The 14644-nt window shown below is 69.6% G+C and carries 14 protein-coding genes; 6 read left to right on the top strand and 8 right to left on the bottom strand.

The window, feature by feature from the left end:
* Nucleotides 1-177 precede the first annotated feature (177 nt).
* Nucleotides 178-915 carry an SDR family oxidoreductase gene (locus tag JUB11_RS00775; RefSeq protein WP_207455295.1) on the bottom strand — a complete coding sequence of 246 codons (738 nt, stop codon included), beginning with the start codon at nt 913-915 and terminating at the stop codon, nt 178-180.
* 196 nt (nt 916-1111) lie between these two features.
* Between JUB11_RS00775 and JUB11_RS00780 the strand changes: the two genes are divergently transcribed.
* On the top strand, nt 1112-2284 hold the full coding sequence (locus JUB11_RS00780; RefSeq protein WP_207455296.1) for a ChaN family lipoprotein: 1173 nt from the start codon (nt 1112-1114) through the stop codon (nt 2282-2284).
* A gap of 29 nt (nt 2285-2313) precedes the next feature.
* Here the strand turns inward: JUB11_RS00780 and JUB11_RS00785 are convergent, their stop codons facing one another.
* Complete coding sequence (locus JUB11_RS00785; protein ID WP_207455297.1) at nt 2314-2886, bottom strand: NUDIX hydrolase; 573 nt, start codon at nt 2884-2886, stop codon at nt 2314-2316.
* 176 nt (nt 2887-3062) lie between these two features.
* On the opposite strand from JUB11_RS00785, the gene rmuC reads away from it, so the two are divergent.
* The 4 genes from rmuC (at nt 3063) to truA (ending at nt 6988) form a co-directional block, all read left to right on the top strand.
* Nucleotides 3063-4487, top strand: a complete 1425-nt coding sequence (gene rmuC, locus JUB11_RS00790; protein ID WP_247886754.1) for a DNA recombination protein RmuC — start codon at nt 3063-3065, stop codon at nt 4485-4487.
* 277 nt (nt 4488-4764) lie between these two features.
* A complete protein-coding gene (def, locus tag JUB11_RS00795; protein WP_207455301.1) occupies nt 4765-5283 on the top strand; it encodes a peptide deformylase in 519 nt (172 codons plus the stop codon).
* A gap of 14 nt (nt 5284-5297) precedes the next feature.
* A complete protein-coding gene (gene fmt / locus JUB11_RS00800) occupies nt 5298-6248 on the top strand; it encodes a methionyl-tRNA formyltransferase (protein ID WP_207455307.1) in 951 nt (316 codons plus the stop codon).
* Between the two features lie 2 nt (nt 6249-6250).
* A complete protein-coding gene (gene truA, locus JUB11_RS00805; protein WP_207455308.1) occupies nt 6251-6988 on the top strand; it encodes a tRNA pseudouridine(38-40) synthase TruA in 738 nt (245 codons plus the stop codon).
* Between the two features lie 80 nt (nt 6989-7068).
* Here truA and leuC read toward each other — a convergent pair whose 3' ends face one another.
* The 6 genes from leuC to ffh all read right to left on the bottom strand — a co-directional run bounded on the left by leuC (nt 7069) and on the right by ffh (nt 12891).
* Nucleotides 7069-8475, bottom strand: a complete 1407-nt coding sequence (gene leuC / locus JUB11_RS00810; RefSeq protein WP_207455311.1) for a 3-isopropylmalate dehydratase large subunit — start codon at nt 8473-8475, stop codon at nt 7069-7071.
* 685 nt (nt 8476-9160) lie between these two features.
* Nucleotides 9161-9565 carry a 50S ribosomal protein L19 gene (rplS, locus tag JUB11_RS00815; RefSeq protein ID WP_207455317.1) on the bottom strand — a complete coding sequence of 135 codons (405 nt, stop codon included), beginning with the start codon at nt 9563-9565 and terminating at the stop codon, nt 9161-9163.
* A 41-nt stretch (nt 9566-9606) separates the two neighbouring features.
* The gene (gene trmD, locus JUB11_RS00820) at nt 9607-10410 is read right to left on the bottom strand and encodes a tRNA (guanosine(37)-N1)-methyltransferase TrmD (protein WP_207455327.1); all 804 of its coding nucleotides are present in this window, start codon (nt 10408-10410) and stop codon (nt 9607-9609) included.
* A complete protein-coding gene (rimM, locus tag JUB11_RS00825) occupies nt 10407-10964 on the bottom strand; it encodes a ribosome maturation factor RimM (RefSeq protein ID WP_207455329.1) in 558 nt (185 codons plus the stop codon). Before rimM ends, trmD begins: the two co-directional genes overlap by 4 nt.
* A 48-nt stretch (nt 10965-11012) precedes the next feature.
* On the bottom strand, nt 11013-11381 hold the full coding sequence (gene rpsP, locus JUB11_RS00830) for a 30S ribosomal protein S16 (RefSeq protein ID WP_207455330.1): 369 nt from the start codon (nt 11379-11381) through the stop codon (nt 11013-11015).
* A gap of 124 nt (nt 11382-11505) precedes the next feature.
* Complete coding sequence (gene ffh, locus JUB11_RS00835; RefSeq protein ID WP_207455331.1) at nt 11506-12891, bottom strand: signal recognition particle protein; 1386 nt, start codon at nt 12889-12891, stop codon at nt 11506-11508.
* A gap of 379 nt (nt 12892-13270) precedes the next feature.
* Here ffh and JUB11_RS00840 point away from each other — a divergent pair, with 379 nt between their 5' ends.
* Entirely contained in the window at nt 13271-14632 is a 1362-nt protein-coding gene (locus JUB11_RS00840) for a pentapeptide repeat-containing protein (protein WP_207455332.1), read from the top strand.
* The last annotated feature ends 12 nt before the right edge of the window (nt 14633-14644 follow it).

The following is a 14644-nucleotide window of genomic DNA, read 5'->3' on the forward strand; positions in this document are numbered from 1 at the left end:
TCCATGCCGTTATCGCACGACCGGAGCGCCCGCGCCACCGCAGTTTTCCCGTCACGCGCGACATGGTCTCCGCACCGCACCCTGGTCTCACCCGTGCGGACGCGAACCCATGCTCATCAACCTGAAGTTTGCGGAGTCGTTCCGCCGGGCCGGCGGCGCCCCGCCGACGTCGGACGCTCAGAACAGGTGCTGGCCGCCGGTGATGAAGATCTCGGTTCCGTTGACGTATTGCGAGTCCGGGCCGCAGAGGTAATAGACGACCGCCGCCACATCCTCCGGCGTGCCCATGCGCTTCATGGGGATGCGGGGGATGAGCACGTCGTATTCCGGACCGGTCATGGCGGTCTCGATCTCGCCGGGCGCCACGGCGTTGACGCGCACGCCGATCTCCGCGAACTCCACCGCCATCTCGCGGGTCAGGCCCGACAGGGCCGCCTTGCTGGTGGAGTAGGCGGAACCGGCGAAGGGGTGGACGGCGTGGCCGGCGATGGAGGTGACGTTGACGATGGCCCCCTTCCCCCTGGCGAGCGGTGCGGCCAGCCCGCGCGACAGCACCAGCGGCGCGAAGAAGTTCAGCTCGAACACCCGGTACCAGCCGGCGATGTCGCCGTTCAGGCAGCCGAGCCGCTCCTTGATCGGGGTCTTGGGCGAGATGCCCGCGTTGTTGACCAGCCCGTGTAGGGGCTCGCCCTCAAGCGCGCGCAGGGCCTCCTCGACGAAATTGGCGCGGCTGGCCGGGTCGGAGAGGTCGGCCGGGATGTGGTGCGTCCAGTTGGGGTCGCGCCGGCAATGGGCCGGCACGTCCTCCCGCGAGCAGGAGATGACCCGCCAGCCTTCCGCGCTGAAGCGCTGGACGGTGGCGTGTCCGATGCCCCGGCTGGCGCCGGTCAGGATGACGGTCTTGCGATGCGGCATGATGGCGCATGCTAGCGCGCCGGCGCCGTCCGCGCCAGCGCGTACCGGTTGAAGCGCCCCGTTGACCAACGCCTCGGCGCGCCCAACCTTCTGGAACCCACCGCTCCGTTCCGGGCCGCCGGAGGGAGCCGTTCCGGGAAAGGGCTCCGCAAGAGGGCCGGGTTCACTTGGGAGGATGCCGATGGGAGGGATGCCGATGCTGCCGAGACTGCTCGCCCTTCTGCTTCTCGCGGGCTGCGCCTCGGCCGGTCCGGGGCTGGCGAGCACGCACGCGCCCGCCGGGAACGAGCCGGACGCGCAGGAGGCATCCTGCGTCGCGCCGGGCCTCTGGGCCGACGCCGACGGCAAGCCGGTCGATGGCGGCGCCCTGCTCCGGCGTGCGGCCTCGGCCCCGGCCGTTCTTCTGGGCGAACAGCATGACAGCCCCGAACACCACCGCTGGCAGCTTCACACGCTGGCGGCCATCCACGCGCTGAACCCGAAGCTCGCCGTCGGGCTGGAGATGCTGCCCCGCCGCGTCCAGCCGGCGCTCGACCGCTGGAGCGCGGGGGTCACGGACGAATCGCGGTTCCTGAAGGAGAGCGACTGGGCCAGGCTCTGGGGTTTCGACCCGCAGCTCTACCTGCCGATCCTCCATTTCGCCCGTATGAACCGGCTGCCGCTGGTGGCGCTGAACGTCGAACGCTCGCTGGTGGCGCGCACCGGGAAGGAGGGATGGTCCGCCATCCCCGCCGCCGAGCGGGAGGGGGTCGGCGACCCCGCCCCACCGCCACGGGACTATCTGGACCGGCTCTCCACCATCATGGCCCAGCACGGCAGCGACACCAGCGAGGAGCGCTTCCGCCGTTTCGTCGAGGCGCAGAGCGTCTGGGACCGCGCCATGGCCGAGCGAATCGCCGCCACCCATCGGGAGACGGGGCGCACCGTCGTCGCCATCCTCGGCATGGGCCATGTGGAGAACCGCCACGGCGTGCCGCATCAACTGGCGGCGCTGGGCGTGCCCGACTCCCTGGCGCTGCTGCCCTGGGATGAGGACCGGCCCTGCGACGAGCTGAACGGGCGGGTGGCCGACGCCGTGTTCGGGGTGGAGCAGTTCGGCGGGACCAGCCCCTCGGGCCCCCGCCTCGGCATCGTCGTGGAGATGGAGGAAGGCGGTTTGCGCGTCCAGTCGGTCCAGCAGGACGGCATCGGCGCCGCCGCCGGGCTCGCCCCCGGCGACCTCGTCACCGCCGCCGCCGGCACGCCTCTGCGCCAAGCAACCGACCTGACGGAGGTGCTGGACCGCCAGGCGCCCGGCACCTGGCTGCCGCTGACCGTCCTGCGCGACCAGGACAGCCGCGAACTGGTCGCGAAATTCCCGGCACGGTGAGGGCTGCCGAATGGTTCAGGGGAGACCGGTCACAGCATCCGGTCCCACAGGGCCAGCCGGTCCGGGGTGGGGTTGACGGCGGGGGCGTAGTCGCTGCGCCCCCGGCGGTCCCGGTGCTCGCGCAAGGCCCATCGCACGGTCGGGAAGGCCAGCTCCTCCCAGGGGATCTCCTCCCAGCGGAAGAGCGCCACCTCCTCGCTCTCCGGGCCGGGCGCCACGTCGGGCGACAGAAGGCGCGCGCGGTAGATGAGCTGAACCTGACTGATCCGCGGGATGTCGTAGACGGCCAGCAGCGAGTCGATTTCGATGCGCGCCCGCGCCTCCTCCCAGGCCTCGCGGGCCGCACCCTCCATGCTGCTCTCCCGCTCCTCCATGTAGCCGGCGGGAAGGGTCCAGAAGCCCAGGCGCGGCTCGATGGCGCGGCGGCACAGCAGGATGCGCTCCTCCCCGTCTGGCCCGGCCCAGCTCGCGACCGAGCCGACGACGATCAGCGGGTTCCGGTAGGCGATGTAGCCGCAGTCCGGGCAGGTCAGCCGCTCGCGGTCCTCGCCGGGCGGAACGGTCAGGACGCGCGGTCCGTGCTGGGGCAAATCGTCGGACATGCCCTTGGGTATGGCGCAGAGGACCGTTGCGGGCAAGCGCGGAAAGTGGATAGGACGGAGCATCTGCGCCCGCCGGTTCCGTTCCCGGCCCGTTCCTATTCGCCTTTCGTTCTCGCCGTCCGTTCCTGTAGACTCCCCCTCCGACACACAGGAGCACAAGCACGGCTATGGCTGGCATGAGCATGCAGTTCGCGTTCGACGGCCTGTCGCTAGCGGTGGGCGCGCTGGTCGGCGCGCTGCTGGCGGCGCTGGTCCTGCGCGGCCTCGCGGCGCGGCGGGAGGACGAGGCGACGGCGATCCGCGCCGACCTCGCCGCCCGGCTCGACGTCGCCGAGCGCATCGAGTACGAGCTGCGCGACGGCATCGAGGAGCGCGACCACCAGATCGCCCGCATGCAGGGCGAGCTGTCGAACCTGCGCGAGCGCGGGGCGGAGCTGACCGCCACCCTCCACAAGGAGCGCGCCGCCACGGCGGAGAAGCTGGCCGTGCTGGAGCAGGCGCAGACCCTGCTGGCGGACAGCTTCAAGGCCCTGTCGGCGGAAGCCCTGCGCCACAACAACCAGAGCTTCCTCGACCTCGCCAAGGAAACCCTGTCGAGCTTCCAGGAGCAGGCGAAGGGCGATCTCGACAAGCGGCAGGCGGCCATCTCGGAGATCGTCGCCCCGGTGCGCCAGTCGCTGGAGAAGATGGACGGCCAGATCCAGGAGATGGAGCGCAGCCGCGCCGGCGCCTACGAGGGGCTGAAGCAGCAGGTGCTCTCCCTCCTCCAGACGCAGACGGAGCTGCGCACCGAAACCGGCAACCTCGTGCGCGCCCTGCGCACCCCGGCGGCGCGCGGCCGCTGGGGCGAGATCCAGCTGCGCCGGGTCTGCGAGATGGCCGGCATGCTCGACCATTGCGACTTCTATGAACAGACCAGCGTGGAGGCCGCCGGCGGCCGGCTCCGCCCCGACCTGACCGTGAAGCTGCCCGGCGGCAAGACCATCGTGGTGGACGCCAAGACGCCGCTGGACGGCTATCTCGACGGCATCCAGGGGGCGGAGGAGACGGTCCGCCAGGACGGGCTGGCCCGCCACGCCCGCCATGTGCGCGAGCACATGCGCCAGCTCGGCGCCAAGGCCTATTGGGACCAGTTCGAGGACACGCCGGAGTTCGTCGTGCTGTTCCTGCCCGGCGAGAACTTCTTCTCCGCCGCGCTGGAGCAGGACCCGACCCTGATCGAGGCCGGCATCGACCACCGCGTGATCCTCGCCACCCCCACCACCCTCATCGCCCTGTTGCGCGCGGTCGCCTACGGCTGGCGGCAGGAGCGGCTGGCCGACAACGCCCGCGAGATCAGCGGCCTCGGGTCCGAACTCTACAAGCGGCTCTGCGACCTCGGCGGCCACATGGAGCGGCTGGGCGGCCAGTTGGAAAAGGCGGTGAGCTGCTACAACGGCGCCGTCGGCAGCCTGGAATCCCGCGTCCTGGTCAGCGCCCGCCGCTTCCGCGACCTCGACATCGGGCCGGAGGGGCTGGACATTCCCCTGCTGGAACCGCTCGACCAGGCCCCCCGCCAGATCCAGGCCCCGGAGCTGCGCGCGCGGGCCGGGGTGTCGTGAGGTTAGCGTGCTGTCGGAACGGCGCATGCTGTTTCACAGCAACCTATTGAGAATACGACACTTTTTTGTCATCCCCGCGGACGCGGGGATCTAGGGTTTCCAACGGGTTCGCTTTGGGAGGGACTGGATTCCCGCTTTCGCGGGAATGACGGCTAAGCTGTTGTTTTCTATAAAATAGCCATACAGGCTTTATGGCTTGTCACCCCCTTCCTTGACCTGCCGCCCGGCGCTCCATATTTTGGACCCTCGATTCCCCACATTCACCCTTCGAGCACCCATGGCCGTCCTGGACATCCTCATTGCGCCGCATCCCGTTCTGAAGACGAAGGCGAAGCCCGTCGAGAAGGTCGATGCGCGCATCGCCAAGCTGATGGACGACATGGTGGACACCATGTACGCCGCCAACGGCATCGGGCTGGCGGCCCCGCAGATCGGCCTGTCGGAGCGGGTCATCGTCGTGGACGTGCACGAAAAGGACGAGAAGCCGAACCCGATCCGGCTCGCCAACCCGGAGATCGTCTGGGCGTCGGAGGATCGCGCGCCCTGCGAGGAGGGCTGCCTGTCCATCCCCGAACTCTACGCCGAGGTGGTGCGCCCCAAGGCCGTGCGCGTCCGGTACCTGGACGAGAAGAACCAGCCGCGCGAGATCGAGGCCGACGGCATGCTGGCGACCTGCCTCCAGCACGAGATAGACCATCTCGACGGCGTGCTCTTCGTCGATCACCTGTCCACGCTGAAGCGCGGCATGATCATGCGCAAGCTGCAGAAGCAGCAGCGCCAGAAGACCTCGGCCTGACGCGCAGTCATATCATGAGCCCGCTTCGCCTGATCTTCATGGGCACGCCCGACTTCGCGGTGCCCAGCCTGAACGCTCTGGTCGAGGCCGGGCACGAGGTCGTCTGCGTCTACAGCCAGCCGCCGCGCCCCGCCGGGCGCGGCCAGCAGGTGCAGAAGTCGCCCGTCCACCGCTTCGCCGAGGAGCGCGGCATCCCCGTGCGCACGCCGAAGTCCCTGCGCAACGCGGAGGCCCAGGCCGAGTTCGCCGAACTGAAGGCCGACGCCGCGGTGGTCGCCGCCTATGGGCTGATCCTGCCGCAGCCGGTGCTGGACGCCCCGCGGCTGGGCTGCCTGAACGTGCACGGCTCCCTGCTGCCGCGCTGGCGCGGCGCCGCACCCATCCAGCGCGCCATCCTGGCGGGCGATGATGAGACCGGCATCACCATCATGCAGATGGACGTCGGGCTCGACACCGGGGCCATGCTGCTGAAGGAAGCGGTGCCGATTACCCCTGCCACGACCGCTTCGTCCCTGCATGACGAGCTGGCGGCGCTGGGTGCGCGCATGATCGTGGAGGCGCTGGACGGGATCGCCGCCGGGCGGCTGACGGCGGAGCCGCAGCCCGAGGAGGGCGTCACCTACGCCGCCAAGCTGACGCGCGAGGACGGGCGGCTCGACTGGACCCAGCCGGCATCCTACGTCGAGCGGCAGGTGCGCGCGCTGACGCCCTGGCCGGGCTGCTGGTTCGACGCGCCGAAAGCCGAGGGCACCGAACGCATCAAGGTGCTGAAGGCGGAGCTTGCGCCGGATGCCCGCACCGCCGCGCCCGGCACGGTGCTGGACGACCGGCTGACCATCGCCTGCGCCGGGGGTGCGGTGCGGCTCACCAGCGTGCAGCGGCCGGGCAAGGGGCCGGTGGACGGGGCCGCCTTCCTGCGCGGCTTCGACCTGCCGCCGGGCTCCAGGCTCGACGGCGCTGCCTGACCATGCAGCGCTGGAAACTGACGATCGAGTATGACGGCCGGCCCTTCGCCGGCTGGCAGCGGCAGGACAACGCGCCCTCCGTGCAGCAGGCGATGGAAGAGGCGATCGAGCGGCTGTCGGGGTCGCCCGTGCGCGTTCACACCTCCGGCCGCACGGACGCGGGCGTCCACGCTCTCGGGCAGGTCTGCCACTTCGACCTGGAAAAACCCTTCACCGGCGACAAGCTGCGCGACGCGCTGAACTTCCACCTGCGCCCGAACCCCATATCGGTGCTGCTGGCCGAGCCGGCTGCCGGGGACTTCCACGCGCGCATGAGCTGCCTCGGCCGCTCCTATCTCTTCCGCATCCTCGACCGCCGCGCCCCGCCCGCCCTGGATCTGGGCCGGGTCTGGCACGTGCCGCGCCGGCTGGACGCCGGGCGGATGCATGAGGCGGCGCAGGTGCTGGTCGGTCGCCACGACTTCTCCAGCTTCCGCGCCTCGCTCTGCCAGGCGAACTCCCCGGTCAAGACGCTGGACCGGCTGGACGTGGAACGCGTGGGTGAGGAGATCCACATCCACGCCGCCGCCCGTTCCTTCCTGCATCACCAGGTGCGCAACATGGTCGGCACGCTGGAATTCGTCGGCAACGGCAAATGGACGGCAGAGGACGTCCGCGCCGCGCTGGAAGCCCGCGACCGCGCCAAAGGCGGCCCGACCTGCCCGCCGGACGGGCTATACTTCGTCGGCGCGCGCTACTGATCGCGCACTCGCGCGGAAAAACTTAATCCCACAACGGACCCAAAACGAACGAGGGGGCCTTCCGGCCCCCTCGCCTTTGATCACTGCAGTTCGCGCACGTCGGTCAGGTGGCCGGTCACCGCCGCCGCCGCGGCCATGGCCGGGCTGAGCAGGTGGGTGCGGCCGCCGCGGCCCTGGCGCCCCTCGAAGTTGCGGTTCGAGGTGGAGGCGCAGCGCTCGCCCGGCTCCAGCCGGTCGGCGTTCATCGCCAGGCACATGGAGCAGCCCGGCTCGCGCCATTCGAAGCCGGCCTCGCGGAAGATCGCGTCCAGCCCTTCCTGCTCCGCCTGCTCCTTGACGAGGCCCGAGCCGGGGACGACCAGCGCCCGCACGCCGTCGGCGACCTTGCGCCCCTTGGCGATGGTCGCGGCGGCGCGCAGATCCTCGATGCGGCCGTTGGTGCAGGAGCCGATGAAGACGGTGTCGACGGACACGGTGTTCAGCGGCTGGCCCGCCTCCAAGCCCATGTAGGCGAGCGCGCGCTCGACGGCGGCGCGCTTGCCGGGATCGGCGACCTCGGCCGGGTTCGGCACGTTGGCGGTGACCGGCAGCACGTCCTCCGGGCTGGTGCCCCAGGTGACCTGCGGGACGATGTCGGCGGCGTTCAGCACGACGGTCTTGTCGTAGAAGGCGCCCTCGTCCGACGGCAGCGTCTTCCAGTAGGCGACGGCCTGCTCCCAGGCGCCGGCCTTGGGCGCCAGCGCGCGGCCCTTCACATACTCGAAGGTGGTCTCGTCCGGCGCGATCAGGCCGGCGCGGGCGCCGCCCTCGATCGACATGTTGCAGACGGTCATGCGGCCTTCCATGGACAGGCCGCGGATCGCCTCGCCGGCGTATTCGATGACGTAGCCGGTGCCGCCGGCCGTGCCGATCTTGCCGATGATCGCCAGCACGATGTCCTTGGCGGTGCAGCCGGCCGGCAGCGGCCCGTCCACGCGCACCAGCATGTTCTTGGCCGGCTTCTGGATCAGCGTCTGGGTCGCCAGCACATGCTCGACCTCGGACGTGCCGATGCCGAAGGCCAGCGCGCCGAAGGCGCCGTGGGTGGAGGTGTGGCTGTCGCCGCAGACGATGGTGGTGCCGGGCAGCGTGAAGCCCTGCTCCGGACCGACGATGTGCACGATGCCCTGGCGGACGTCGTCCATCGCGAAGTAGCGGACGCCGAAGTCACGCGCGTTCCGGTCCAGCGTCTCGACCTGGACGCGGCTCTCCTCGTCGGCGATGCCCTGCGAGCGGTCGGTCGTGGGCACGTTGTGGTCCGGCACGGCGAGCGTCTGTTCGGGGCGGCGCACCTGGCGGCCGGCCATGCGAAGCCCTTCGAAGGCCTGCGGGCTGGTCACCTCATGCACGAGGTGCCGGTCGATGTAGAGAATGCAGGTGCCGTCCTCCTGGCGGTGGACGACGTGGCTGTCCCAGATCTTGTCGAACAGAGTGCGCGGCTTGGACATCTCGACTTCTCTCTCGCAGGCGACCTATGCCGTTGGCGTGCCGCCCTTACCAAAAAGGGGTGCGGTTCAGGGGCCGCACAATAGCGTTGTGTCGCGCGCGGGACAAGCTTGGCTAAGCCTGTTCCGCAGCAAGCCTCTCATGCGCAACATTATGAGCTAAGCTTCCGTTCGGCGGTGGCTCTTGCCCAGCAGGGCGTACCCAAATCCAGAGCCCGTACCCATACAGGCCGAGAAATGGCAAGTCCCTGAAAATCCACCATTTTCCGTCATCCCCGCGAAAGCGCATGGGCGCTAACTTTCACGGCTGACTGACTGAAGCAAGCCTCCGACCACCCCTCCACCGTCATCCCCGCGGACGCGGGGATCCAGAGTTTCCAAAGGGTTCGCTACGGGAAGGACTGGATTCCCGCTTACGCGGGAATGACGGTGGAGGGAGGTTGCAGGCTTCGGCAAAACGGGCCGATCTGCAAAAGTTAGCGCCTGAGCGCGTCCGCGGGGATGACGGATAAGGCAATGTTCTCCCTACAAGCACTGCCTGAGAAGCACTGCCTGAGAAGCACTGCCTGAGAAGCACTGCCTGACCAAGGGCTTCCACCGTGTCCAAGCTTGGCCCCAGAACGCCGAAAGCCCACCCGGACATGCCGGGCGGGCCTTCGAAGCTTCGCAACCGAAAAGGGGCCGGAGATTACTCCGCGGCGGCCGCCTTCGACGGGCGCGGCTTGATGCCGCGGCCGGTGGTGCGCTCGGCGATGCGGGCCGACTTGCCGCGCAGGTCGCGCAGGTAGTACAGCTTGGCGCGGCGGACGGCGCCCTTGCGCACCAGCTCGATCGACTCGAGCTTCGGCGAGTAGAGCGGGAAGAGGCGCTCGACGCCCTCGCCGTAGCTGATCTTGCGGACCGTGAACGAGCTGTTCACGCCGGCGTTGCGGCGGGCGATGACGACGCCCTCATAGGCCTGGACGCGCTCGCGCGTGCCTTCGACGACCTTCACGTTCACGCGGACGGTGTCGCCCGGCGAGAATTCGGGAATCGTCTTGCCACCGAGGGCCTTCTCGATCTGCTCCTGCTCGAGCGTCTGCAACAGGTTCATGACACTAACCCCTTTTCTTCGGTGCGCCTCGCGGCGGACCGTCACTCCGGTTCCGGGCCGCGCCGGCGGCCCCTTTTCTCAACTACGCGACCCTCGGCCGTCCTGCCCGCCTCGTAAGCGGACCACAGGTCGGGCCGGCGGGCCCGTGTGATCCGCTCCGCCTGGGCGAGCCGCCAGGCACGAACCTTCTCGTGGTGGCCGGACATCAGGACGTCCGGCACCTTTCGCTCCACACCCAGCCCATCGTTCCAGACGGCGGGCCGCGTGTAGTGGGGATATTCGAGCAATCCCCGTTCGAAACTCTCTTCGCCCGCCGTCTCCACGTTGCCCATGACGCCGGGGAGCAAGCGCACCACGGCGTCGATCAGGCAGAGCGCGGCGGGCTCGCCGCCGGACAGCACGAAATCCCCGAGGCTGACCTCCTCGAGTCCGTGCGCTTCCAGCACCCGTTCATCGACCCCTTCGTACCGGCCGCAGAGCAACGTGACCACGGGGGTCTCCGCCAGCTCCTTGACCAGCGCCTGGTCCAGCACCCGGCCGCGCGGCGACAGGTAGATCGCCCGGCCGCGCCCCGGTGTGCCCGGAAGCCCGGCCGTCGCGGTCAGGGCCGCGTCCAGCACGTCGGGCCGCATCACCATGCCGGCCCCGCCACCGAAGGGGGAGTCGTCAACGGAGCGGTGTTTATCGCGCGCAAACTCCCGAATGTCCACTGATTCCAGTGCCCAGACTCCATTTTCCAACGCCTTCCCCGCGAGGCTTTGACCAAGCGGACCCGGAAACATCTCCGGGAACAGCGTCAGGACCTTGACCGTCCAGGCGAGCGGACCGGCGGCACCGTGATTCACGGCCGCTCCCCTTCCGCGGAATCATCCTCCCCGTCCTCCTCGCCCTCGCGCGCCTCGATGACGGCGGGGAGATCGACCACGACGCGGCCTTTCCCCACCTCCACCACCGGCACGCAGGCGCGGGTGAAGGGAAGCATCTCCAGCGGCCCCTGCTCCGTGCGGACCTCCAGCACGTCGCCGGCCCCGAAATCGTGGACCGCCTTGATCGTGCCGTAGAGGGTGCCGTCGGCGAGTTCCGCGCGCAGCCCGATCAGGTCCGCGTGGTAGAACTCCTCCTCGTCCTCCGTCTCCGGCAGGGCGGAGCGGTCGACGTAGAGCAGAAGCCCGGCCAGCGCCTGCGCCTGCTCACGGGTGGAGATGCCCTCCACCCGGACCAGGAACAGGTCCTTGGCCTTGCCCTGGAGCGTCAGGCGGAAGGCCCGCGCCCCGGTTTCGTCGGACAGCGGGCCGTAGGAGGCGACCGCCGCCGGATCCTCGGTGAAGCTCTTCAGCTTCGCGAGGCCCCGGACGCCGTGCGATCCCACGAACTGGCCCACGCAGACTTTGGCATTCATGGCTGGATGCTCGCGGCCATCCGGGGCGGGCGAACCGCCCCGTCAGGCTCAGCCCTCGGCGCCGGCCTCGGCGGCCTTGGCGCGGGCGGCTTCCTCGGCCTTCAGGCGCTCCTGCGCCTTGGCCTTCGGAGCGGACTTCTTCGGGGTCTCGCGGATGGCCGGCTTCTCCATGAGGCCGGCGTTCGCGAAGAACAGCACGACGCGGTCGGTCGGGACGCCGCCGACGGACAGCCAGTGCTTGGCGCGCTCGGTGTCGAGCACGATGCGCTGCTCATGCTCGCGCGGCAGCATCGGGTTGTAGGTGCCGATCTTCTCGATGAAGCGGCCATCGCGCGGGCTGCGCGAGTCGGCGACGACGATCGAGTAGAACGGGCGCTTCTTCGCGCCGCCGCGAGCCAGACGGATCTTCAGAGCCATGGGACGAACTGCTTTCCTAGGTGGTGTTGAAACTGTGCGCGCTTTCACGCGGTGGTGTGGCGGGCGGGGCCCGGTGCGGGCGCCCTCCCGGTGAAACTGTCGAAACCGCCGTGGGACCGCCGCATCAGCGCGGTCCCTTGAGGCCGGGGAAGCCCTTCAGGCCCGGCGGCAGCAGGCCGCCGAGGCCCTGGCGCATCAGCCCCTTCTTCCCGAGCTTCTGCACCTGCTTCATCATGCCGCGCATGTCCTCGAACTGCTTCAGCAGCTTGTTGACGTCCTGCACCGTGGTGCCGGAGCCGGCGGCGATGCGCTTGCGGCGCGAGGCCTTGATCAGCTCGGGGCGCTTGCGCTCCTCCTTGGTCATGGAGGAGATGATCGCTTCCTGGCGTTTCAGGATGCTCTCGTCGACGTTGGCGCCCTTGAGCTGTTCCTTGATCTTGCCGATGCCCGGCAGCATGCCCATCAGGCCGGACATGCCGCCCATCTTGCGGATCTGCCGGAACTGGGAGGCCATGTCGTCGAGGTCGAAGCCCTTGCCCTGCTCGATCTTGCGGGCGAGCTTCTCGGCCTCGTCCTTGTCGATGTTCTCGACGGCCTTCTCGACCAGGCTGACCACGTCGCCCATGCCGAGGATGCGGCCGGCGATGCGGTCGGGGTGGAAGGGCTCCAGCGCGTCGATCTTCTCGCCCATGCCCAGCAGCTTGATGGGCTTGCCGGTGATCTGGCGCATCGACAGGGCCGCACCGCCGCGCGCGTCGCCGTCGACGCGGGTCAGCATGATGCCGGTGATGCCGACCTTGTCGTTGAAGTTGGTGGCGACCGTCACCGCGTCCTGGCCGGTCATGGCGTCGGCGACCAGCAGCGTCTCCGCCGGGCGGGTCGCGTCGCGCACGGCGGCGACCTCGGCCATCAGCTCCTCGTCGATGGAGAGCCGGCCGGCGGTGTCGAGCATGACGACGTCGTAGCCGCCGAGACGTCCCGCCTCCATGGCGCGCCGGGCGATGACGACCGGGTCCTGACCGGGGACGATGGGCAGCGTGTCCACGCCGGTCTGCTCGCCCAGCACCTTGAGCTGTTCCTGCGCCGCCGGGCGGCGCACGTCCAGCGAGGCCATCAGGACCTTCTTGCGGTCCTTGGTCTTGAGGCGGAGCGCGATCTTGGCGGTGCTGGTGGTCTTGCCCGAACCCTGGAGGCCGACCATCAGGACCGGCACGGGGGCGGCGGCGCGGAGGTTGATCTCCTCGCCCTCGCCCAGCATCTCCACGAGGCAGTCGTGGACGATCTTGATGACCTGCTGGCCCGGCGTGATGGAGCGCAGCACCTCCTGCCCGACCGCGCGCTCCTTCACCTGGGCCACGAACTGCTTGACCACGGGCAGGGCGACGTCGGCTTCGAGCAGGGCCACGCGCACTTCGCGCAGGGCGGCGGAGACATCCTCCTCGCTCAGCGCGCCGCGGCGGCGCAGCTTGTCGAAGATGTCGCCGAGACGTCCGGTCAGGCCTTCGAACATGGGTTGCGGTCCTTCAAATCCTGTTCCGGCAGCGGCCCAAGCACGATCGAGCCAGTGCGCGACACTCGCGGACTGGCGGAGAGGCCCCGGTCCAACCGGGGGCCCTGATCGATCGGCTCGACTGATGCAGGTCGGCGGACCATACGGAGGACATACCCCGGAGTCAACAGCCGCTTTCATCGCGGCCGCAGCCTGCCCTGGATTTCCGGCCGTTTCGCGCCGTTGGCGAAACGCCGGTCAACCGCACGCAGGGGAGTGTTGCGCAAAGGACGCAGGAATGCGAACCCGCAACGCGCGATACAAGCGGCCGTGGCTTGACCCATGGCTTCACACGTGGCTTTGCTGCATCATGGTAGGCTCATCAACAAAGGGCACCGGCATGTCGTCCGCGCAAGGCTTCGGTTCCAACTCGCCGCGCACCAAGTTGACGCAGAGCCAGCTCAACCTCGTGCTCGCCCGGCATGAGGCCTTCCGCAAGAGCCTGCCGGGAGGCGCGCGCGCGAACCTGAAGCTGCGCGACCTGTCGCACCTGGACCTCTCGGGCATGGACCTCGCCGAAGCCGACCTGTCGGGGGCCAAGCTGTTCAGCGCGCGGCTGACCGGGACGTCGCTCGCCAACGCCATCCTCTACGCGGCCGACCTGCGGCTGGCGAACCTGGAGGGGGCCGACCTGCGGCGCGCCGACCTGCGCGGCGCCTGCCTGCGCGGCGCCGTGCTGAACGACGCGGTGATGAGCGAGGCCGACCTGCGCGACGGCACGCTGCTGCACTATTCCCCCGGCGGCGAGATCAGCCAGCACCAGTTCGACGATTCGGTCCTGACCTCCGAGCTGACGGCCGCGACGGCGCGCGGCGTGGACCTGTCCCGCGCCAAGCTCGCCAGCGCCTTCGTCATGCAGACGGACCTGACGGATTCGATCCTGCGCGGCGCCAAATTCATGCGGGCCAACCTGACCAACTCCAACCTGACCGGCGCCGACCTGACGGGGGCCGACCTGTCGGAGGCCAACATGTCCGGCACCAAACTGTCGGGCGCGCTGCTGGCCGGCGCCACCATCGCGCGGGCGAACTTCGCCGGCGCCAACCTGATCGGCGCCATCCTCGACGCGGCCCAGGTCGCGTCGGGCAACCTCGCCGGCGCCGTCATGGCCAAGACCATGGCGAACCCCGACGAGGATTTGCGGGACCTGCTGGTCGAGCACCTGAAATGGATCGACAGCGGCGGCAAGGAGGGGCAGCGCGCCGACCTCTCGACCGTGGACCTGTCGGGCCGGGCGCTGGAGGGCATCAATCTCTCCGCCGCGATCCTGCATTGCATCGCGCTGCGCGGGGCCAGCCTCGCCGGATCGACGCTGGCCATCGCCGACATGTCGCTGGCCGACCTGCGCGACGTGAACTTCACCAAGGCCGACCTGCGCGGCATCAATTTCGAGCGGGCGACGCTGACCGGCGCCGATCTGACCGGCGCGCTGCTGAGCCCCGTCCACATCCAGACGATGAGCGGCCATGTCTGGCGCGCCAACCTTCAGCGCGCGCGGCTCGGCAAGGCCATCCTGCGCGGCGCCGACCTCGCCAAGGTGAATCTGTCCGGCGCCGACCTGAGCGGGGCCGACCTGACCGGCGCCAACCTGCGCGAGGCCGACCTGACCGGCACCGACTTCACCGGGGCGATCCTCGACAGCACGATCCTGGAGAACGCCAACGGTGCGACCGCCATCGGGCTGGAGCTGACGCCGGGCTGAGCCGGCGCCGTC

Source organism: Azospirillum sp. SYSU D00513 (assembly GCF_017356015.1).
GTDB lineage: Bacteria > Pseudomonadota > Alphaproteobacteria > Azospirillales > Azospirillaceae > Azospirillum.